Genomic DNA, 20085 nt, shown 5'->3' on the forward strand with positions numbered 1-20085 from the left:
GCATTCCTTGAGGGGCAATTCGAGCTAGGGAGGCCCTCTGTTCTGGGCGGAACCAACGAGACCGAACAGTAGCACCGCGCTTATTTTTTGTAAACCGTCTATCCGGATTGTTTTTTGAGTCGACGACACGCTACAATCCACCCGTCCGGCTCAGTGAGCCCCAACGCCACCGCCGCAATCGTCGCGACATCATCAATATCGACAATGGATAACCAGACCCGTTCGGAGATTTCCCGCAGGAAGGCAATTGACGCCGCGCTTACCATTTTGACGCGGGACGGTGTCGGCGGACTGACGTTCGATTCGCTGTCGCGAGAAAGCGGCATCAGCAAGGGCGGGCTCCTGCATCAGTTTCGTACGCGGCACGGTGTGCTGTGCGCACTGCTTGACTATCAGCGACAGCAGTTCGAGCAGATCAAGCGTGACTATCTGGAGAAGGAAGGCGCGACCAAGGCTGAACCGATTCTGGCGGCCCACATCGCGATCTACCGGGAAGCCATCAAACAGCCGCGTTCCGTTGCACGGGCCGGTCTCGCAGCGCTGATCGAAAGTCCGAATTTGCTTGAAGACGTCGAGACGACGGATGCCGAGACCATTAAGGCGTTGCAGGACGAAGCGGTCGATCCGGATTTGTCGCTGTTGCGATACTTCGCTGCCAGCGGCCTCGCATTTCACACGTTGATGGGCATGTCGCCGTTGAGCGAATCGGCTCGCAACAGACTGTTCGGCCGGCTCCTCGACGAAGAGAGCTGGCAAGCTCAGGCGTCGCCTCCCAAACGTCGTTCCAAGCGCTCCGCGGGCTGACCAGCGTCCCGTGCGAATGTAGAGGGCAGAGTCCGTCTGCCCGATAGTCTGGTTTAAAAACAAACCGTCTACCCGGTTTTATAGCTTGAATTGCGCTGTTAGCCTGGCACCTCTCATGAGTTGCACCGCAGTGGGGTGCGTGCTCGAAGCCGGATATCGAAGATGAATGAAGCGAAACTTATCGCGTGTCACGAATGTGATTTGCTCCAGTGGAAGGCGCCGCTATCCGAATCGGGTACTGCGCGCTGCCCTCGTTGCCGCACGATCCTCTATCGAAGCCTGCCGGCAACGTACGATCGCGCATTGGCGCTCACATTGGCTACCGCAGTCTTGTTTGCGGTTGCCAACTGTTTTCCGATCGTCGAGCTTTGGGTCAAGGGCGCATTTGTCGAAACGACGCTGTTCGGAGCGGTTTCGTCGCTGTGGGGCGACGGCATGTGGCCGTTGGCAGGTCTTGTCTTCGTGACGACGATCCTGATGCCTTCCCTGAGCATCGCGGCAATGGTCTATCTGCTTTTGCCGTTGCATATGGGCGGTTCGCCTTACCGCGCCGAGTTTGTTCTGCGCGCACTCAGACACGTTACGCCTTGGGGGATGGTCGAAGTGCTCATGCTCGCCATGCTGGTCGCGATCGTCAAACTCGAGCACTTTGCGACCGTCGTTCCGGGTTTCGGGATCTGGGCATTCGGCGCGGTGATGGTTCTGTTTGCCGCTTCGGCTGTTTCGTTCAATCCGGCTGATGTATGGGCACATATCGACGGCGTGTCAAATGAGAACGTCGTGTCGCTCGTACCGGAGAAGAGTGGCACGACGCCGACTGCGGCTCGTGCCGGTCTATTCGTGTGTCACGACTGTGGTCTGGTGTCAAAGCCGCTCGCTCATGCCCATGTGGGGATCTGCCCGCGTTGTGGCGCGGTATTGCACTTGCGCAAGCCCGGAAGTCTTGCACGCACTTGGGCATTTCTGGTGGCCGCAATGGTCCTCTACATTCCAGCCGTCCTACTGCCGGTCATGGTGAGTACTACCGTATTCGGCACTCGATCCGACACGCTCCTGAGCGGTGTCGTATTGCTCTGGAACGCCGGCTCATGGGCGCTTGCCATTGTCGTTTTCATAGCGAGCATCGTGGTGCCCATGCTCAAAATCGTGTCACTCGCGTATCTCGCCTGGAGCACGCAGCTGCGCTCCCCCAGCGTCCCGCAAAAACGAACACATATCTACCGCGCAGTAGAGCTTGTCGGCCGCTGGTCGATGCTCGATATCTACGTCATCACCATTCTGGTCGCGCTCGTCCAGTTCGGTCCGGTGGCGACGATCGAAGCGGGTCCTGGAGCGATCGCCTTCGGGGCGGTGGTCGTGTTGACCCTATTCGCCGCCTCGTCGTTCGATCCGAGGCTGATATGGGACGCACTAGAGTCAGAGGGTGAATAAGGTGTTGGGTCAGAACGATCACGAAAACGCAGCAACCTTTCCGACAGCCGTCGCTGTGAAGCGGTCGAGGTGGCGAGTACAGGCCGTGTGGCTCGTGCCGCTGGTGGCCGTCTTGATTGCGGGCGGCTTGGCCGTGCAGTCGATCATGCAAAGAGGCCCAACCATCACCATCAGCTTTGCCACAGGTGACGGTATCGAGGCCGGTAAGACAAAGATCAAGTTCAAGAATGTCGACATTGGCGTAATCAAAAGTCTTGCGCTTTCCGATGATCACAAGACAGTGCTGGCCAGTGCTGAAATGTCTCGCAGCGCTGCCGGCATGCTTGTCGACGATACCCGCTTCTGGGTCGTTCGACCGCGCATTGCGGGAGGCACGGTATCGGGCATCAGCACATTGATATCCGGCTCTCACATCGGCATGGACATCGGGACTTCGCAAAAGGCGCGACGCAATTTTGTCGGTCTCGAGTCGCCGCCGGTCGTGGCCTCTGGCACGCCAGGCCGAGAGTTCGTGCTCAAGAGCGCCAACATCGGCTCGCTCGATATCGGCTCGCCCGTATTCTTTCGGCGGCTTCAAGTCGGCCAGGTCATCTCGTATGCGCTTGACCCCGACGGCGCGGCAATGACCCTGCACGTCTTCATCAATGCGCCTTACGACAAATTCGTCACGAACGACACCCGCTTCTGGCACGCCAGCGGAGTGGATGTGACGCTGGACACGAGCGGCGTGAAGATCGACACCGAATCCATGGTGTCGATCCTGGTCGGCGGCCTTGCATTCGAGAACCCGCCGGAGACGGCCATCCGGCGTGAGGCTGGGGCGCTCCAACAGTACGAACTGTTTGCCACACGCGCTGAGGCGATGAAGCCGCATGACACGATCGTCGATAAATATGTGTTGAACTTCAAGGAGTCGGTGCGCGGATTGACGGTTGGCGCACCCGTCGACTTCCGGGGGATCGTCATTGGCGAGGTAACGGCGATTCACGCGCACTTCGATCGAGCGACCAAGGAGTTCAGTATTCCCGTCGAGGTGAACGTTTATCCGGAGCGCTTGATCTCGCTCGACAACTGGGAATACAACCTTGGAAGCACATCGCCGGAACGAGAGCAGTTTGCGGACTACTTGATATCAAAAGGGCTGCGGGCGCAGTTGAGGACAGGGAGTCTTCTTACCGGACAACTGTATGTCGCGTTCGACTTCTTCCCCGCCGCGCCGAAAACGAACGTGGACTGGAGTCAAAAGACACCACAACTGCCAACGGTGCGGGGTAACTTGCAGGGCTTGCAGGAATCCATCACCAGTCTCGTCGCGAAGCTCAATGAGATTCCGTTTGATGGGATCAGCAGGGACCTGCGCAAAACGCTCGGTGATGCGGACACGCTGCTGAATACGATCAATACGGATATTGCGCCTGACGCAAAAGCGACGCTGGCGGCCGCGCGAGAGGCGCTTACGTCGGCCAATCGCACGCTGCAAAGCGACTCTCCGTTGCAGCAAAGCACGGCCGAAACCATGCAGGAGGTGTCACGGGCGGCAGTCTCCATTCGCTCGTTGGCGGAATATCTCGAACGTCATCCGGAAGCGCTGATCCGTGGCAAGACCGAGGACAAACCATGAGCCGATATCGTGCGTTCGCTTTGGGGATGATCGTGTCGACCCTTTTGGCGGGATGCGCGACGTCGCCGGCCTCCAGGTTCTATACGCTGAGTCCCGTTCAAGTTGCCGAACCGCGGCCGAGTGTCAAGCCGATTGCGATTTCGATCGGTCCGGTTACGGTTCCGGAGCTGGTCGATCGACCGCAAATCGTCTCTACGATTGACGCGAACCGTGTGTCCATCGACGAGTTCGCTCGCTGGGCCGATCCGCTGAAGCGTCAGATTGCGCGCACGCTGGCGGCGGATCTCATGCAACTCATGCCCGGTTCCATCGCGTCGGCGTTTCCGCAGCGTGCGAGTGACAACAGCTATCGGGTATCCGTCGACGTACAGCGCTTTGATTCGCCAACCAGCGGCGACGTGACGTTGGCGGTGATCTGGTCGGTGCGCCCGCCAAAGGGGAATGCAGTCGAAGGGCACTCGATTGTTCGCGAGGCCGTAAGCGGGTCTGGATACGATGCGTTGATCAGGGCGCATAGTCGGGCGCTCGCGTCGGTGGCCAAGGATATTGCTGTAGCGATGCAGTCTGCTTCAGGTCAGTGAAACGACACGGAGTGGAACCTAGCGAACCAGGAAGCCGCCCTTGAGCGAATCGCGCGAGTCGACAATCCAGTTCGCGAATCCGCAGATGAACGCGGATCCTGCGACTTCCGGAATGACCGCCTTGAACTGCGCGAGCTGTGTCTCGCTGACGACTTTCGCCTTGAAGATCGAACCGATCACCGATTCATTGACGAGTTCGTCGCCCATGCGGATCTGGTTTCGGAGATAAAGCTGGGCAACGCGGCCAGCAGTGCCTGAACCCGTCGGCGACCGGTCTACCTCGCGGTCGGCGAACACGCAGCAGTTGGCCTGGGTCGAGCCCGGGAAGCGCGGCGTGCCGTGGATGATGGTGCCGTAGATGTGGTTGATTTCCGGAATGAGCGGATGCTCGACCCTGACGTCGCGGTTTGCGGCAATTTTCACTTCCGAGCCGAACTGCTTGAGCTTCTCAACCGAGGACTCGCGAATTTCCAGACCGAAGGGTTCGCCACTGGTGTAGAAATAGAACGCGCCGCCGAACACGATGTCGCCGGTTACCTTTCCAAATGTCGGCGTGTCGACGGTCAGGTCGTGCATGAAGATGAACGACGGCACGTTAATGAAGCGTACCCCTGACGCATGCTCGCCATCCCATCGGACAAACGCTTCGATGAATCCACAGGGCGCATCGATGCCGACCCGGGTCTCCGGTTCCGTGCGCGTGACCCACCCCAGTTCGACGGCAGCCGTTGCGAGCGCAATCACGCCGTGTCCGCAATGGTCGCTGTAACCCTCGTTGTGCAAAAAGATGATTCCAAAGTCGGCGGCCGGCGTGACAGGCGGAGTCAGGTAGCCGCCGTACATGTCCGCATGACCGCGTGGCTCCCACATCAGAGTCTTGCGAATGTCGTCGATGTTTTCCCGCGCCCACGCTCGACGCTCGACGATGCTGTTGCCTTCTAGACGAGGCAAACCGGACGTAACGATACGGAAAGGCTCACCGCCCGTATGGACCTCGACCGTGCTGATGGTTCTGCTGAACTTCATGCCGTGACAAATATCGAATAAAGAATCAACGCGCGACACCGGAGGCGCGCGCAACGTATTCACTCTGTGACGACTTCGAGCAGCCGGCCTGCTTCCTTCACGCACACGCCGGCCTTGATGACGACCGGGATATGCTCGCCCTGTCCCAGCAGAAGGGAAATGTCTTCCACTGGGTCACCGTCGATCACCACCAAGTCGGCGATCGCACCGACCGACACGGTGCCTCGCAAGCCGGCTTCGCGGGTGATTTCGGCGGCAACGCAGGTCGCGGAGCGAATGGCTTCGACGTTGCCCAGGATCTCTGCTCTGACTGCGAACTCGTCGGACTGAAAAGCGTGCAACTCGCCCAGCATGTCCGAACCGAAGCCGACCGTCACGCCTTCGCGCGCCATGAGGGCAAGCGCCTGTCGGCCGACCGAGCGTGCGCCGTCGATCTTGGCAAGCGACTCGGCAGGAAAGCCGAGCGCGGACCCTTGCTCCATGAGACGTTCCAGGGTAGCGAGCGTAGGCACCACAGCCACACCACGCTTGGCCAGCAGGCGAGCAGTCTCCTCGTCGATGAGATTGCCGTGCTCGATACATTTGACGCCGCACTCGACCGCGCGCCTGATGGCTCGGGAGGTGTAGGCGTGAGCCATCACATAGGTGCCGGCAGCTTCCGCCTCCTGGACCGCGGCACGGATTTCCTCCTCCGAGTACTGCGTGTTCGAGATGGGATCGTTAGGCGAAGCAACCCCGCCCGACGCCATGATCTTGATTTGCGAAGCGCCTTTGAGGATCTCTTCACGCACGGCGAGTCTCATTGCGTCGACACCATCCACCACACGGGCGATGGCACCCTGACGGCCGAGGCATCCGCAGGCATCGTCGAGCCGATCATTGCGCTGACGGAAGTCCCCGTGGCCGCCAGTCTGCGACAGCGCCTTGCCCGACGACAGGATGCGCGGCCCCGGAAGCACACCGCTGTTGACGGCCTCGCACATCCCGAAGTCCGCGCCCCCGGCGTCACGAACGGTGGTGAATCCGCGGTTCAGCATGCCGCGCAGAATGGGCAGCGTTTTGAGCGCGGCGAGGAAGTTCGGCATCAGCGCGTTGGCGCCCAGATTCGTGTGCGAAGCGACGACGTGAACATGCAGGTCGATGAATCCGGGCAGCACGGTGCGCCCGGGAAGGTGCATTCGACGTGCATTGGCGAACGACACCGGTACGTCTCCGATCGCCGAAATCTTTCCCTGGCTGATGCAGACGTTGACATTCGTGCGGCGTTTTTTCGTTGCAGGGTCGAAGACGTTGACCCCTTCGAGTATCAACATGCTCATGGGTATTTCCTCAAGACTGGTGCGGCTTCATCAGCCACGTGCCGAACAGGCTGACCACGGCGGCGAAGATGATGTAATAGGAAGCGGACCCGGCGTCTCCCGTGAGTTGGGTGAGCCAGGTGATGATGAAGGATGCGAAGCCGCCGAAGAGGGTGACCGCGCCGTTATAGGCCAGCGACAGTCCGGTCGTGCGGACGCGGCTGGGGAACATCTCCGTGAAGAGGGCGAGGATCGGCCCGGTGTATGCAGCAATCAGCACACCGAAAACGACCTGGAACGTCAGCAACGTGGCGAAGTCGGGCGACTTGATCAGATGCGAAAACAGTGGGTAGCACGCGACCAGAATGACGAATGCAGCAATCGAGAGCACACGTTGCTTCCCGATTCTGTCCGACAGCGCGCCAAATATCGGCGCCATGACCATCAGCACGACGCCGCTGATGATGCCCGACGTGAAACCCTCGCGCTGGGACATATGCAGATACTTCACGACGTAGGTCGGGATGTAGAACAGGATGACATACGTGCAGACCGTCCACAGCACCACCATCAGCAGGCTGGAGAGCACCTGGCGCGGCTGCTCGCGAATGACGTCGCGCAGCGGTGTGCTCGCATGATGCTTCTCCGATACGAATTCGGGTGTTTCTTCGATTCGCAGGCGGATGTAGTAGCCAACCGGCGCCACCAGCATGCCGACGACAAAAGGAATGCGCCAACCCCATGCAGTCAACGAGTCTACGGACATGCTCGACGTGATGAGCGTGCCGGTCAGGCTGCCGATGACCACGGCGAAACCGATGCTCGTCTGAATCCAGCTGGAATAGAAAGCGCGCCGCTCAGGTGGCGCATGTTCGGTCAGGAACGCAGTCGCGCCACCCATTTCACCGCCTGCGGACAGTCCCTGCAGCATCCGCGCAATCACGATCAAACAGGGCGCTGCGATTCCAATGGATTCGTAGGTCGGAGCAAAGGCGATGATGGCCGAGCCGAGTGCCATGACGAGCATGGCAAGGGAGAGGGCACGCTTACGGCCCTTCTTGTCAGCGTAGATGCCGAACACGATGCCGCCGACCGGGCGCATGACGAAACCCACGCCAAAGGTCGCCAAGGCAAGCAGCAGGGACGTCGTCTCATCTCTTGCGGGGAAGAACAGCTTGCCGATGGTTGCCGCAAAGAACGCATAGCCGGAGAAGTCGAACCACTCCAGACCGCTTCCGATGACAGTAGCCAGAATCGCCTGCCGGCGAGTTACTGTCCGGACCGGTAGTTCGCCAACCAGAATCGTGTTTGATGCACCCGTTGCCATGAAGACCTCTCCGAAATGTCGTCTAGCGAGGTGAGCGTTCGCGAATCGTCACGCAACCAATCTAATTTTTGACGTGACGATGTGCTAACGCTAATTTCGCAAACGCGATTGCAAAAAACGCAACCGTATCCGGAGAGATGCCGCAGTGGTGTCAAGCAGGGATTGTTTGACCGATCACCCAATCTCTAAAACGACGGACGGCAGAGGTCTCCGCGCGTTCGGATGGCCAGGTGACGAAATATGAACCTCCCATGGTGGCGTGAGCATCCGACGCCGTCACGAGCGCGCCATGCTCGATAAGCGGGTCGATCACCCCGTTCCATGCGAGCGCTATGCCTTTGCCGTGCGTCGCAAGCTGCACGATAAGAGGATAGCTGTTGACGATGATCGTCTGATTCAGCGCTGCCCGTTCGAGCCCTGTGCGTTCAAACCAGCTGTGCCATGACATCCAGCTCCGCTCCGCGTCTTCCAGCACCAGTAGCGTGCAGGACAACAGTTCAACCGGCGCGAGCTTGCGGCCATCCAGATAGGTCGGCGAGCAGACCGGAAACACCCGCTCGTCGAAAAGCTTCCGTGTGTGCGTACCTGGCACTTCCGCGTTGCGCAGATAGAAGATGCCGACGTCGTACTCGCCTGGCGAGACCACGCCGAAATGGTCCCGCACGATGATGCGCAGGTCGACATCGGGATTGGCATCGATAAAGGAGCCGATTCTCGGCGCAAGCCAGAAAACGGAAATGCCGGCTGAGCAGGAAACCGTGAGGCGAGACTTGACGACGCGGGCCATCAGGCTCGACGTCGCGCTTGCGCACAATTCCAGCATCCGTCGCACGTCCACAGCGTAGGTTTCGCCGGCTGGAGTCAGCCTGAGAGCGTTGTGCTCCCGCACGAACAGCCTCCGACCGAGGAACGCTTCGAGCTGTGATATCTGGCGGCTTACGGCACTGGTTGACAGATGCAGTTCCTGCCCTGCGCGCGTGAAGCTCAAGTAACGGACGCTGGCTTCGAACGCCTGCAGACACGCGAGTGGAGGGAGCGGTGATAGGGCCATGGTGCTCGGCGAGCAAGTCAGGTTTGCACGAGCGGAGGATAGCCTATCTTTGCCGAGAATCAGAAATGGTAGAAACGCCACCGCCGAAGAATTGCGGTGGATCGACGCCGAACGACACGCCATGAGGACGCATCAGTCGAGCAAGTAGGTTGTCGTCGCCATCGGGTGATGAATATTGCTTCCCTCAAAGGACGGAAACTTCTCGAAGTCGGCGCGCATCTCGTGGCGAACCGGTGAGTTCATCGCGGCAGTGATTGCCGCGGCACTGTCGAACACGAGCTTGTTGCGCTGCATGTAGTGGACGCGTGTCCACGGCATCGCGTCGATCCAGTCGACGCGTGTAAAGATCTCGATCTCGCGCACACCCTCGAAGAATTTCATGATCTGCGGATGATGCGCCAGGTAGTAGTTGAGCCACGCGTCGAAGTCGGCGGCGTGCCCGGGGTAGTGGACCAGGAAGCTGCACGGCAACGTTCCCGGTGTCACGCGCGGTTGCGGATCGAGCACCGGGAACGGCCGTCGCACCATCGCTTGCTGTGTGACGGCGCAGCCAGCAAGACTCGGGTACCCGTTACGGGCCACTATCTGCAAATGGCCGTCGGCCGCAATCGCCGCTTCGAGCGCCGACAGCGTGTCGAAATCGAGTTGCAGCGCGAACTGCGGAGACGGGCCGTCGTCGGTGTAGAAATCCTTCGCAGACTCGGGCGTGTAGAGGCGCGCACGGCGCAGTTGCGGGGTGCCCCTGATGATCTGCGCAATCGACTCGAAATCCCGGGCGTCGATCCTCGCATCGTGATCGGCGTTTTCGAACGTGACGAGGTAGGAAAATTGCATCGTTGAAGTCCGTCTGAAGTTCAGGCTGCGAGCAGCAAGCGTTGCAGAGCACTGCGCTCGCTCGTGTGCGTGAGCGCGAGCATCAGGAAAATGCGCAGCTTTTGCGGCGCGAGGTCACCCCCGGCCAGGATACCGTCGACCTCGAGAAATCGCTGTGGCGGCACGTAGCCGCGGGGCGAACGCGTCGCCTGGACGACGACTACGCCTTGCCGAACGGCGTCTGCCAACGCCGGCGTCTGTCCCTTCGCCGGACGTCCCGGTGCGAGCCCGGCACTGACGATGCCCCGTGCACCTGCCGCCACGCATGCGTCGATCATCACGCGATCCACGCCCGCATAGGACAAGACGATATCGACTCGCGGCAACGCCTCCAAGGCGTCGAGAGCGAACGAGGGCAGTTGGCCCGGCTCACGGCACAGGCGCCGCCGCCAGATCACCCGCGCGTCGGCGTCGACCCAACCGAGCGCGCCGAACGGCGGCGCTTCGAAGGCCGCGAGTTCGAAGCTTGCCGCCTTGCCGACATCGCGGGCCGCGAAGATCTGGTTGTTCATCACCACCAGTGCACCCGCGCCGCGCGAGCCCGGCGCGGCCGCGACCGCGAGGGCGGCGCGCAGGTTCGCGGCAGCGTCGCTGCCGTCGGTGTTGGCGGGACGTTGCGCGCCTGTGACGACAATCGAAGCCTGAGCCGGGGCGGTGAGATCGAGGAACCAGGCAGTCTCTTCGAGGGTCGCCGTGCCATGCGTGACGACGAAGCCATCGAGCGTCGGATCGGCGCTCGCGTGCTCTGCAATCAGACGTGCAAGTTCGAGCCAGTCAGCGGGTTCGATTGCCGTACTGCCGAGCATGCGGAACGGAATCGGTACGAGGTCGACATCCGGCGCGAGTTCGCCCATTTGCTCAATCAGCGTGCCGATTGGATGGACGACGCCGCTTTCGCCGTACTCGACCCAATCGAAACGGTGCCGCCCGTGCATCGCAAAGGTTCCACCCGTGCCGATCACGGCGATCCGAGGGCGGTGAGCCGCAGGCAGCGAGGAGACGGTCATGGTCGGCATCCTTTCAATCGGCGAGCCGCACGAAGAGCGTGTCGCCTTCGACGCGGGTTTCGTGCGCACGCGCGTCGCGCGTGAGCGGCGGCGTGAGGGCTTTGCCGCAGCGCACGTCGAAGAGTCCGGCATGCAGCGGGCATTCGATTTCGTGTCCGTCGAATTCGCCGTCGCTGAGCAGCGCCTGGCCGTGCGTGCAGATGTCGTCGATCGCGAACACGATCCCTTCGACCCGGAACAGCCCGATTTTCACGCCATCGATCTCGACGCCCTTGCAAGCGCGCTCGCCGAAGAGGTCGCCCAGCGTGCCGATGCAGTGCCAGGTATCGGTTACGGTAGTCATAGTGCGGCCCTCCTTTCGAGCATCATGGGTTCGTGCATCTGCATCGCGCCAATCAGGTCGCGAACGTGTGCGAGTCCGCGTCGCGCGCAGAACGCGGTCAGATCGTCGATCAGCTTCGGCATCGCGTTGGGCGACAGGAAGTTGGCGGTTCCGACCTGCACGGCGGTGGCGCCGGCGAGCAAATACTCGACCGCGTCGGCCGCGTCGGTGATCCCGCCGCAGCCGATCACGGGTATCGAAACGGCCTGCGCGCACTGATACGCGAGGCGCAGCATGATGGGCTTGGTCGCACGCCCGGTTAGTCCGCCCATCAAATTGGCGACCTTCGGACGAAAGGTCTCGACGTCGATCGCCATCGCCAGGATCGCGTTGCTGACGACGAGCGCGTCGGCACCGGCTTCTTGCGCGGCCAGTGCGACTTCGACCACGTTGGCTGCGTTCGGCGTCATCTTTGGCCAGATCGGCAGCGTCGTGGCCGCCTTCATCGCGCGCACCACTTGGTAGGTCGCTTCGGGGTCCATGCCGAACGCCTGGCCGTCTTTTTTCAGGTTCGGGCACGACACGTTCGCCTCGATCGCGGCGACGCCGGGCACGGCGATCTTGCGCGCCAGCCGGCCGAAATCTTCGGCCGTGTTAGCTGATACGCTCGCGATGAGAGGGGGCGTGTAGCGCCGGTAGAACGGCACCACCTCGCGCACATAATGCTCGGCGCCTTTGCTCGGAATGCCGATCGAGAACAGGGTGGCGTCCCGGAATTCGGCGACGCGCGGCGGCGGATTGCCTTCGCGCACGTCGTCGGTGATGGTCTTGGTGACGATTGCGCCGAGCCGGTTCAGATCGAACACGTTGGCGAGTTGCTCGCCGAACGTGCCCGACCCCGGCATCACGGGATTCGCGAGCGTGAGCCCGCCGATGTTGACGCTCAGATCTACCATGAGACTGTCTCCTGCAGGTCGAATACCGGGCCATCGCAGCACACGCGCCGGTAGGTGAGTTGAGTGTCAGCGCCGGGCTTGCGGAACGCCCGCACGCAGGCAAAGCAGGCGCCTAGCGCACAGCCCATGTGTTGCTCGAGCGCGGTTTGGCCCGGGATGCCGAACGCCTTGGCAAGCTGCTGCAGCAGGATCAACAGGCGGTTGGAGCCGCACGTGGCCAGCAGGTCGAACGGCCGCTGCGCATGCACCTCGCGGATCAGCTGCTCGACGTGCACGACGTCGCTATTGTTTTCGTCATCGGTCACGATCCGAATCTGGGCGCCCACTTCGCGCAGGTAGTCCGCCGACATCACGAGGCCGCGCGAGCGGGCACTCAGCAGCGCGGTAACCGCAGCGCCTTGCGCCACCGCGAACTCGGCAAGCGGTGCGAGGGTCGCGAGCCCGACGCCGCGGGCGAGCAGCAGCACGTGCTGCGCGCCTTCGGGCAGCGTGAAGCCGCGGCCGACCGGTCCGAGCGCGTCGAGCGTATCGCCGGCCTCGAGGAACGCCAGACCGCGCGTGCCGACACCTTGCACCTTGTACAGGAATTCAATTTGACCGCGATCCGGCGATACGCGATAGAGGCTCATCGGGCGGCGCAGGAACGCGGTCTGGTCGTCCGCGGGCGGGCACGCCAGATGGAAGAACTGGCCCGGCTTTGCCGTGAGCGCGGTAGGGGGCGCGTCGAGCACCAAATGTTTGTATTCGGGATTGACCCATTCGTTGCTGACCACCCGGCACAGGTTCTCTGCGACAGGGAACACCGGATCGCTTGCGCACGAAGGCGACTCGTCCTCCCGCAAGCGGATGTCCGATATCGATATAAGCTGCTGCATCATTTCCTCTCAGGGCAACCGGGGCCGGCGCGTAACGCGTCGAGCCCCGCAAATGTGGGGGAGAGCGGGAGGGACAGGTCGCTTGCCTGCATCATCTGCAACTCGGCGAAGCGCATCTCGCAGATTCGCCAGATTCCGTCCGCCTCGCGCCGGTAAGCCTCGTCGGTCACACCGGCAAGGAACACCGCGCTGGTGTCGTCATCGCGCAGCGCGAGTTGCCAGAGCCGCCAGTTCGCGCGGGCGCTATCACCGTCGACGACGATCGACTCGCCGTTGTAGAAGTGGATCGCGAAACGCCACGGCGACCGCATGAACCATTGGCGCAAGGCCTCGCGGCCGATTCGTTTGTCGCCGAAGCCTTCGCCGCCGTGCCAGACCGCGTCCTCGGTGAAGCATTGCGCCTGCTGCGAGGCGACTGCGCTCATGGTTCGCTCGTCGACACGTCCGTAGCCGTCGCTCGTGTACTTCGCGTCCGCCAGCGCGGTGTAATGGGCCTTGAGCTCGCGAATCGCCTCGATGGCCTCGAGCTTGGCTACACGCGACGCCAGGTCGTCGTGTTGCGGTGGTTCTGTGGTGGAGCGGGTGGGTTCGCCGTTCATTCAAACCATCCCTTTCAATGGCATCGCCGGATCGGCAAGCTGTTCGAGCGGAACCTTTGGGGCGCGGCCGAGCAATGCTTCCAGGTAACGGCGATCGCGGCCCTGGTCGATCATCACGCCGCCCGTCACGCGGCCGTCGCGCAGCAGCACCACGGTGGCCGGGCCCAAGTCCGCGTTCCCGCGGACGATTGCCGTATCGCCTGTGTCCGGCAGGCCGACGACCTGGATGTTGTGGCCGAATTGGTCGGTCCACATCCACGGAATTTCGACGTAGGGATCCGTGCGTCCAAGGATGAATTCGGCCACCGCACGTGCCTGGTTTTCGGCGTTGCGCCAAGTCTCCAGGCGCACATTGCGGCCATAGTGCGTGTTGAACGTGCTCGCCACGTCTCCCGCCGCATAGCACCAAGGCGCGGCCGGGCTGCGGCAATACGCGTCGACAGGCACACCTGCGGCGCCGGCGATGCCGGTTCCGTCGAGGAACGTGAGGTCGCATTCGATGCCGACCGCGATCAACACGAGGTCGACGTTGATTTCGCTAGTGCATCCTTCGCGCGACGCCAGAACGCTCAGCGCCCGCCCGCCGGTGCCGCGCGAGATGGCTTCGACCCGGACCCCGGTCTCGATCGCGACGCCGTGTGCTCGATGCAGCGCCGCGATCCATTCGCTGACCACCGGCGGCACGCTGCGCGCCATCACGCGGTCGCCCGCCTCCAGCACCGTGACGGACACGCCGAGCTCGGAGGCACTCGCCGCGACTTCCATGCCGATGACCCCCGCACCGATGATTGCGAGCGACTGTGCGCTCCGCAAAGCCTCCTTGAGCGCGAGCGAATCGTCGATGGTGCGCAGGTAGACGACGCCCGGCAGTTCCGCGCCTTCAAGAGCGAACCGCCGCGCCGCGCCGCCCGTTGCGATGATGAGTTGGTCGAATTCGAGCTCAACGCCGTTGTCTAGCAGCAGGCGGCGTTCGGCGGCGATGAGCCGCTGTGCCCGCGCGTGGTGACGCTCGACGCCGGCATTGCCTGAGCCCCTCGTCCAGAAGGTGTGTGGCGTCAGGGCGAGATCGTCGGGGGACGTTCGGCCGAGCAGGAGTTCCTTTGACAGCGCGGGGCGTTCGTACGGGACGTGTGCTTCGTCGCCGATAAGCGCAATGGGGCCGTCGTGTCCCATTGCGCGCAGGTGCTGCGCGACGCGGCCACCTGCATGCCCGGCGCCGACGATTGCGACGCGGCTTACGGGGGAAGGGGCGTTCATGCGGAGACTCCGGGCAGCGCTGGAATCTTGACGACGACGCGGTAAGCCACGCCGCGCGCCGATCGGCAGCGCCAGCGCCGCGTTGCGCCCGGCGGGATCAGAATGGCTTCGCCCGCTCTCAGCACGTAGCGCTCGCCTGCGGCCTCCACTTCGAACTCGCCGTCGAGAATGGCGCCAATCTCCTCGCCGAGCGCGTGCTCAGCCGCTTCGATCGATTCGTCCGTGTCGAATACGCGGATCGACACGTCGAGCGCTTCGCCGCTTGCCGCATACATTGCCTTCGGGACGCTCGGTTCGGACCAGCGCGATCCGGCATCGAGGCGTACGCAATGGGCGCCATCCTCGGCGGGTTTGTCAGGGATGTGAGTCATGCGTGCCCCCGATCTCGATCCGCCAGCGGGTAATAGGGCGTGGCCTGGTCTTGCTGACCATATTCCTCGCGCGGCGGCGTCACGACGTTCAGCCGGAGGCTCACGCCCGCCGGCTCGAAACGGTTGACCCCGTAGTGGCTGCAACCCGCGGGGATGAGCGTCGCGTCGCCCTGGTTCATGACCGATTCGCGATCCGCTTCTGCACCCACCTCGAAAATCGAGCACGAACCGCTCACTTGAAGCGACGCTTCCTCGCCGTGGCTATGCGCTTTCGCCGACAGCTCGCGCCCAGCCTTCTCGACGAACTTGACGACAGCGACGCTGACAGACTGGCCACGGAGCGTCTTCATGTATAAGCCGTCCGCGACGACCTCGTTGAGACCGTCATCGATTGCAAATACGCGGCATTGGGTCATCTTCAATCTCCAAGTGCTAAGCCGCTTAAAGAGCCGGGCGCAACACGAACGTCTCGTCGGCCGCAAAGCGGCGCGGATCGTAGCCGTCGACAACCGCGGGCTGCCGGTAAAACTCGATGACCGGCGCGATCTCGGCAAGCGACAGCAGAAGCTGCATGAGTGCTGTCGCTTCAGCCGGCAGCGCATTCACGTCTAAGGCGTTCAGGTGGGACACGATCGCGTCGACGTGGGCAAGCATCGCGTCGCTGAAGGCGACAATGTCGGCCATCGGAGTCTGATGGCGCCGGATATTCCGCTCGGTTTCGGTAGGCAGCGCCCAGACACTCACGAACGGCCGCAGCGCGGCGAAGGGTTCGGGCAGCACGGCCTCGGGACGGCTCGAGCGGGCGGGGACGATGACAATGGGTTGTTCGTTCATGGCAGTGAGTCTCGTTCAGGCGGCGCGGGAGGCCAGCATCCGTTCGATCACGTGATAGTTGTGTCGCACGAGCAGTTCGTGGTCCTGGAGGATCATGTGTTTCTTCGCGCCGGTCTCGGCGGCGCGCTGGGTACGCTCGAGCGTGCTGAGGTCTTCGAGCAGCACGTCGCGCAGCGCCACCTTCATGTATTCGAGGAAGAAGCGCCCGCCCGCGGTGGTCATCTCCGGGTAGTAGACGCGTGCTTCGAGCAGGGTCTTGTTGTGCGCGATGGGCCTGAAGTTGTAGGCCTGGCAGTAGTTGGGGCGCAGCGACAGGTAGAAATCCGGAAACACGACGTTGATGTCGAAAAGCCAATTGGGGCTCTTGGTCCAGTTGATGCCGGAGGGCAAGGCGTCGAGCGGAAAGTCGTGCTTCGCGCTGCCGATGCCGGCGCGCAGCGCGGCGGCCGAAATCGGGCGAGTCTTGGCCGCGGTGGCAAGCGCTTCCTCGGCCGCGGCGCCGCCCGAGGTGACCGCTTTCGGATTGCCGTAGACCGATTTCTGGTTGCCTGCGAGCGACAGGCGCCGGTGAAATTCACCGCACAGCGCGTCGAGCGGCGGCATGCTGCCGCCCGCGCTCTTGTCGATCGCATCGGCGATCGAATGGCCGTGCACATAGGCGACGTGGTACGCCTCCTGGAATGCATCGAGCGCGAGCTTCCAGTTGCAATCGACCACGGTGCTCCATCCGAAGCCAGTCGTGAGCTTGTCGAACGGGTAGCCCTCGATGTTTCCGAACATCGGCCGCAGGAAGTCCGCGAGCGAGAGCTGCGGCTCGGCTTCCATGTTGACGAAGATGAAGCCCTGCCAAACGTCGCAGCTCACCTGCGTCAGCCCGTACTGCTCGCGGTCCAGGCCGAAGAAGCATTGCTCGTCCGGCACGCCCGTGAGCTTGCCGTCCAGGTCATAGGCCCAGCCGTGGAACTTGCAGAAGAACTTGCGCGTGTGGCCGCACTTCTCATAGGCGATCTGATTCAGCCGGTGTGCGCAGACGTTGTGCATCGCGCGGATCTGCCCTTGCTTGTTGCGCACGACGATGATCGACGTATCGCAGGCGGCGAGATCCTTGACGAAATAGTCGCCGGGATTGGGGATTTCCTCGACGCGGCCTACGTGCAGCCAAGTCTTCTTGAAGATTTCCTGTTTCTCGCGCTCGTAGTACTCGCGGGAAATGTAGGGTTCGACCGGGATCGTGCCCGTCCCGAGTTCCGGGTAACGCTCTGTGAGCGTTGTTGCCGGCATGTCTGTGCGATCCATGCTGTTCCTCTGACTAAAAGAGCGCGGGTGGCGCGCCGTCTAATAATGAATGGCATTCTGTTTTTCAAAAAAGCGAATGTCAAGTGTTTTTGAAGCGGGCAAGTGAGGGTGCGGGGGGATGGCAGGGACGGTCGCGTGTGCTTTGGATCGACCTGAGAAATGTGCAGACATGTGGCCGGATGGCGCGCGCGGCCAATCGCGGCTTCGGGCTGGTGGAAACCCCTAAATTGAAATCTTTGACAACGCAAAAAGAGAGTGTGATTCTTTATTAACCGAGCGAAATCATTGGCCTTGAGGTTTGGCAACCACACGGCAGCGCACGTTGCTCACCCGTCCTTGGCGTTGACTCAGATGCTGCTGCGGGAATCCTTTCATTGACCTATTGTTAGAAGCCGCCCCTGGAGAGTTGCATGCCTATCTCAAGTGAAAATGCGCACAGGCGATCGCCTGTTCCCGCGCCGAGAACCACGTATCTCGTCTTGTTCCTCTGTTTCTGCGCGATCGTGGCGGAGGGGTACGACGTCGGCGTGATGGGCACGGTCGTGCCAGCCTTGATGACCGATCCGAACTGGCGCTTGACGCCTGTGCAGATCGGCGCAATGGGCAGCGCCGCGCTCTTTGGGACGCTCTTCGGGTCCTATTTCATCAGCGTCGTCAGCGATCTCACGGGCCGCAAGCTGCTCCTGATCGGCTGCGTGGCGCTGTTCTCCCTTTCGATGCTGGCGGCCGCTGCGGCGCCGACGCCCATCGTCTTTTCGGTGGCGAGATTCGTCGGCGGGCTGGGGCTAGGTGGCGTGATCTCGGTGGCCGCCGCATTGACGGTGGAGTACTCGCCCTCACACCGGAAGAATCTCAACTTTGCGCTGATGTACTCGGGGTATTCGTTCGGGGCACTGTTGTCGGCGCTCGTCGGCATCGCGTTCCTCAAGGGATTCGGCTGGCGATTCGTGGTCGGCGTTGGGGCGGCGCCGTTGCTGGCGCTACCGTTATTCATGCGCTTGCTGCCGGAATCGTTCGAATTCCTGGTGGCGAAAGGGCGGCTCGAGGACGCGCGCAAGCTGGCGCGCCGGCTTGGCATGGCGGGTGACATCGCGGCTGTCCGCGCGACGGAGGCGCCCAAGGTGTCGGTCAAAGACGTGTTTGCCGAAGTGTTTTCGACGCACAACCGATGGGCGACCCTGAGCCTGTGGCTGGCGCAGTTTGCGGCCGTGACGGTGATCTACGGACTCGGTACCTGGTTGCCGCAAATCATGCACAAGCTCGGCTACGACCTGGGATCGAGTCTGTCGTTCCTTGCGGTGTTCATGCTCTCATCGGCGATAGGCGGCATCCTGATCGGCCGGATCGCCGACCGGCGCGGTGCGCGTTTGACGCTCGTCGCATGCTATGTGATTGGCGCAGTGTCGATCGCTGCGCTCGCTTTCAAGGGCTCCTTGCCGGTGAATTACGCGCTGGTGGCATGCGCGGGGTTCGGCAGCATCGGCGTCGCGATGGTGCAGCTCGGCTATATCGCGAACTACTACGCCGCACATGCGCGCGCGAGCGCGACCGGTTGGGCGGTGGGAGTCGGGCGCTTCGGCGCGATGAGCGGGCCGTTGATTGGCGGCGTGCTCGCTGCGCAGCATCTCGACGTGGCGTGGAATTTCTATGTGTTCTCGGCTGCGGCGTTACTCGCTGCCTTTGCGATTTTCATCACGCCAGCGCCTGCGCGGCTCAGATTGCCCGGTAAGGTGGAGAACGAAGAGGGCGTATGTCTTGCATCTGGCGCCGCGTCGCAAGGCCAATAATTTATTTCGGACGAGTAGATCAAAGTGAGTTGTGGTTTCGGAACGCGCGCACGCATCGGGCAGCTCTACCCATCCGGTGGCCTGTGTGACTATGAGATGCAATTGATGGCCCCCGATGGGGTGCAGTTCCTCACGTCGCGATTGCCATTTCGACGCTCATCGCTAGCCGATGACGCCGCCTTGCTCGAAGACCTGGAAGTTCACGCATCGCTGCTTGCGGACGCGCGTGTCGACTTGATCGCGCTGAACTGCACCGCCGCCGGAGTGGTGGCGGGCGCAATGCATATCAATCAGCGCATCGAGGCGGCGACAGGGATTCGCGCGGTGACGACCGTCGAGGCGGTGCTCGCTGCGCTCGATGCGGTAAGTGCAAAGCGGGTCGCGCTGCTGACGCCGTATCTGCCGGAAGTGGTGGACGCCGAAAGGCATTTCCTTGGCCGGCACGGCATTGAGGTCGTTGCCGAATACGCGGAATCCCGGGCTACGCCCTTTGAGCAGGGCATGATTCCCCCTGAGCGTTGGCTCGAGTTATCCGAACGATTGCAGGCAGCGGCGGCGACAGCGGATGCGCTGTTGATCAGTTGCGCGGGCATCCAGTTGGCGACGCACATGGACGCCATCGAGAAACGCTTCGGGCGCCCCGTGGTGGCAAGCAATCAGGCATTGCTGTGGTATTGCCTGCGCGTGCTCGGCATCAAAGAGCAGCGCGCCGGTTATGGCGCGCTGCTCGCTGGCGATTTCGACCGATAGGAGAGGGCATGCCGCAGCG

General features: G+C 62.2%; 21 protein-coding genes. 6 read left to right on the forward strand and 15 right to left on the reverse strand.

The window, feature by feature from the left end:
* Positions 1 to 204 precede the first annotated feature (204 nt).
* The 4 genes from FAZ95_RS10620 (at position 205) to FAZ95_RS10635 (ending at position 4437) form a co-directional block, all read left to right on the forward strand.
* Complete coding sequence (locus FAZ95_RS10620) at positions 205 to 804, forward strand: TetR/AcrR family transcriptional regulator (RefSeq protein ID WP_137334506.1); 600 nt, start codon at positions 205 to 207, stop codon at positions 802 to 804.
* A gap of 162 nt (positions 805 to 966) precedes the next feature.
* Positions 967 to 2235, forward strand: a complete 1269-nt coding sequence (locus FAZ95_RS10625) for a paraquat-inducible protein A (RefSeq protein WP_137332410.1) — start codon at positions 967 to 969, stop codon at positions 2233 to 2235.
* Between the two features lies 1 nt (position 2236).
* Positions 2237 to 3856: a PqiB family protein gene (locus FAZ95_RS10630; protein WP_254699903.1), complete on the forward strand. Its 1620-nt coding sequence runs from the start codon at positions 2237 to 2239 to the stop codon at positions 3854 to 3856.
* Positions 3853 to 4437, forward strand: a complete 585-nt coding sequence (locus FAZ95_RS10635) for a PqiC family protein (protein ID WP_217497437.1) — start codon at positions 3853 to 3855, stop codon at positions 4435 to 4437. Before FAZ95_RS10630 ends, FAZ95_RS10635 begins: the two co-directional genes overlap by 4 nt.
* Positions 4438 to 4455: 18 nt before the next feature.
* Here FAZ95_RS10635 and lhpH read toward each other — a convergent pair whose 3' ends face one another.
* The 15 genes from lhpH to FAZ95_RS10710 all read right to left on the reverse strand — a co-directional run bounded on the left by lhpH (position 4456) and on the right by FAZ95_RS10710 (position 17529).
* Complete coding sequence (gene lhpH, locus FAZ95_RS10640) at positions 4456 to 5463, reverse strand: trans-3-hydroxy-L-proline dehydratase (protein ID WP_137334508.1); 1008 nt, start codon at positions 5461 to 5463, stop codon at positions 4456 to 4458.
* A gap of 59 nt (positions 5464 to 5522) precedes the next feature.
* The gene (locus FAZ95_RS10645; RefSeq protein ID WP_137332412.1) at positions 5523 to 6782 is read right to left on the reverse strand and encodes a metal-dependent hydrolase family protein; all 1260 of its coding nucleotides are present in this window, start codon (positions 6780 to 6782) and stop codon (positions 5523 to 5525) included.
* A gap of 10 nt (positions 6783 to 6792) precedes the next feature.
* Entirely contained in the window at positions 6793 to 8088 is a 1296-nt protein-coding gene (locus FAZ95_RS10650; protein ID WP_137332413.1) for an MFS transporter, read from the reverse strand.
* A 151-nt stretch (positions 8089 to 8239) separates the two neighbouring features.
* The gene (locus FAZ95_RS10655) at positions 8240 to 9076 is read right to left on the reverse strand and encodes a LysR substrate-binding domain-containing protein (RefSeq protein WP_254699871.1); all 837 of its coding nucleotides are present in this window, start codon (positions 9074 to 9076) and stop codon (positions 8240 to 8242) included.
* Between the two features lie 195 nt (positions 9077 to 9271).
* Positions 9272 to 9973 (reverse strand): hypothetical protein, encoded by a 702-nt coding sequence (locus tag FAZ95_RS10660; RefSeq protein WP_137332415.1) that lies wholly within the window; start codon positions 9971 to 9973, stop codon positions 9272 to 9274.
* Positions 9974 to 9993: 20 nt separating this feature from the next.
* Complete coding sequence (locus tag FAZ95_RS10665) at positions 9994 to 11019, reverse strand: asparaginase (protein WP_254699872.1); 1026 nt, start codon at positions 11017 to 11019, stop codon at positions 9994 to 9996.
* Between the two features lie 13 nt (positions 11020 to 11032).
* Positions 11033 to 11362 (reverse strand): non-heme iron oxygenase ferredoxin subunit, encoded by a 330-nt coding sequence (locus FAZ95_RS10670; RefSeq protein ID WP_137332417.1) that lies wholly within the window; start codon positions 11360 to 11362, stop codon positions 11033 to 11035.
* A complete protein-coding gene (locus FAZ95_RS10675) occupies positions 11359 to 12297 on the reverse strand; it encodes a dihydroorotate dehydrogenase (RefSeq protein WP_137332418.1) in 939 nt (312 codons plus the stop codon). Before FAZ95_RS10675 ends, FAZ95_RS10670 begins: the two co-directional genes overlap by 4 nt.
* Entirely contained in the window at positions 12291 to 13175 is an 885-nt protein-coding gene (locus tag FAZ95_RS10680; RefSeq protein ID WP_254699873.1) for a dihydroorotate dehydrogenase electron transfer subunit, read from the reverse strand. Before FAZ95_RS10680 ends, FAZ95_RS10675 begins: the two co-directional genes overlap by 7 nt.
* Positions 13172 to 13771, reverse strand: a complete 600-nt coding sequence (locus FAZ95_RS10685; RefSeq protein WP_137332419.1) for a nuclear transport factor 2 family protein — start codon at positions 13769 to 13771, stop codon at positions 13172 to 13174. Before FAZ95_RS10685 ends, FAZ95_RS10680 begins: the two co-directional genes overlap by 4 nt.
* Positions 13772 to 15028, reverse strand: coding sequence for an NAD(P)/FAD-dependent oxidoreductase (locus FAZ95_RS10690; protein WP_137332420.1), 1257 nt, complete (start codon positions 15026 to 15028; stop codon positions 13772 to 13774).
* Complete coding sequence (locus tag FAZ95_RS10695; RefSeq protein ID WP_137332421.1) at positions 15025 to 15399, reverse strand: cupin domain-containing protein; 375 nt, start codon at positions 15397 to 15399, stop codon at positions 15025 to 15027. Before FAZ95_RS10695 ends, FAZ95_RS10690 begins: the two co-directional genes overlap by 4 nt.
* Positions 15396 to 15749, reverse strand: a complete 354-nt coding sequence (locus FAZ95_RS10700) for a cupin domain-containing protein (RefSeq protein WP_254699874.1) — start codon at positions 15747 to 15749, stop codon at positions 15396 to 15398. The genes FAZ95_RS10695 and FAZ95_RS10700 overlap by 4 nt, the downstream gene beginning before the upstream one ends.
* A gap of 91 nt (positions 15750 to 15840) precedes the next feature.
* The gene (locus FAZ95_RS10705; RefSeq protein ID WP_137332423.1) at positions 15841 to 16233 is read right to left on the reverse strand and encodes a hypothetical protein; all 393 of its coding nucleotides are present in this window, start codon (positions 16231 to 16233) and stop codon (positions 15841 to 15843) included.
* Between the two features lie 15 nt (positions 16234 to 16248).
* Entirely contained in the window at positions 16249 to 17529 is a 1281-nt protein-coding gene (locus tag FAZ95_RS10710) for an aromatic ring-hydroxylating oxygenase subunit alpha (RefSeq protein ID WP_137332424.1), read from the reverse strand.
* A 410-nt stretch (positions 17530 to 17939) separates the two neighbouring features.
* Between FAZ95_RS10710 and FAZ95_RS10715 the strand changes: the two genes are divergently transcribed.
* Positions 17940 to 19316: an MFS transporter gene (locus FAZ95_RS10715; protein WP_137332425.1), complete on the forward strand. Its 1377-nt coding sequence runs from the start codon at positions 17940 to 17942 to the stop codon at positions 19314 to 19316.
* A gap of 105 nt (positions 19317 to 19421) precedes the next feature.
* Positions 19422 to 20066 (forward strand): maleate cis-trans isomerase family protein, encoded by a 645-nt coding sequence (locus FAZ95_RS10720; RefSeq protein ID WP_254699875.1) that lies wholly within the window; start codon positions 19422 to 19424, stop codon positions 20064 to 20066.
* The last annotated feature ends 19 nt before the right edge of the window (positions 20067 to 20085 follow it).

This window comes from Trinickia violacea (genome assembly GCF_005280735.1).
GTDB classification, from domain to species: Bacteria; Pseudomonadota; Gammaproteobacteria; order Burkholderiales; family Burkholderiaceae; genus Trinickia_A; species Trinickia_A violacea.

Bases quoted from the DNA above. Each gene is read 5' to 3' on its own strand.
- FAZ95_RS10620 (WP_137334506.1), top strand. From the start codon at position 205: ATGGATAACCAGACCCGTTCGGAGATTTCCCGCAGGAAGGCAATTGAC.
- FAZ95_RS10625 (WP_137332410.1), top strand. From the start codon at position 967: ATGAATGAAGCGAAACTTATCGCGTGTCACGAATGTGATTTGCTCCAG.
- FAZ95_RS10635 (WP_217497437.1), top strand. From the start codon at position 3,853: ATGAGCCGATATCGTGCGTTCGCTTTGGGGATGATCGTGTCGACCCTT.
- lhpH (WP_137334508.1), bottom strand. From the start codon at position 5,463: ATGAAGTTCAGCAGAACCATCAGCACGGTCGAGGTCCATACGGGCGGT.
- FAZ95_RS10645 (WP_137332412.1), bottom strand. From the start codon at position 6,782: ATGAGCATGTTGATACTCGAAGGGGTCAACGTCTTCGACCCTGCAACG.
- FAZ95_RS10650 (WP_137332413.1), bottom strand. From the start codon at position 8,088: ATGGCAACGGGTGCATCAAACACGATTCTGGTTGGCGAACTACCGGTC.
- FAZ95_RS10660 (WP_137332415.1), bottom strand. From the start codon at position 9,973: ATGCAATTTTCCTACCTCGTCACGTTCGAAAACGCCGATCACGATGCG.
- FAZ95_RS10665 (WP_254699872.1), bottom strand. From the start codon at position 11,019: ATGACCGTCTCCTCGCTGCCTGCGGCTCACCGCCCTCGGATCGCCGTG.
- FAZ95_RS10670 (WP_137332417.1), bottom strand. From the start codon at position 11,362: ATGACTACCGTAACCGATACCTGGCACTGCATCGGCACGCTGGGCGAC.
- FAZ95_RS10675 (WP_137332418.1), bottom strand. From the start codon at position 12,297: ATGGTAGATCTGAGCGTCAACATCGGCGGGCTCACGCTCGCGAATCCC.
- FAZ95_RS10680 (WP_254699873.1), bottom strand. From the start codon at position 13,175: ATGATGCAGCAGCTTATATCGATATCGGACATCCGCTTGCGGGAGGAC.
- FAZ95_RS10685 (WP_137332419.1), bottom strand. From the start codon at position 13,771: ATGAACGGCGAACCCACCCGCTCCACCACAGAACCACCGCAACACGAC.
- FAZ95_RS10690 (WP_137332420.1), bottom strand. From the start codon at position 15,028: ATGAACGCCCCTTCCCCCGTAAGCCGCGTCGCAATCGTCGGCGCCGGG.
- FAZ95_RS10695 (WP_137332421.1), bottom strand. From the start codon at position 15,399: ATGACTCACATCCCTGACAAACCCGCCGAGGATGGCGCCCATTGCGTA.
- FAZ95_RS10700 (WP_254699874.1), bottom strand. From the start codon at position 15,749: ATGAAGACGCTCCGTGGCCAGTCTGTCAGCGTCGCTGTCGTCAAGTTC.
- FAZ95_RS10705 (WP_137332423.1), bottom strand. From the start codon at position 16,233: ATGAACGAACAACCCATTGTCATCGTCCCCGCCCGCTCGAGCCGTCCC.
- FAZ95_RS10710 (WP_137332424.1), bottom strand. From the start codon at position 17,529: ATGGATCGCACAGACATGCCGGCAACAACGCTCACAGAGCGTTACCCG.
- FAZ95_RS10715 (WP_137332425.1), top strand. From the start codon at position 17,940: ATGCCTATCTCAAGTGAAAATGCGCACAGGCGATCGCCTGTTCCCGCG.
- FAZ95_RS10720 (WP_254699875.1), top strand. From the start codon at position 19,422: ATGGCCCCCGATGGGGTGCAGTTCCTCACGTCGCGATTGCCATTTCGA.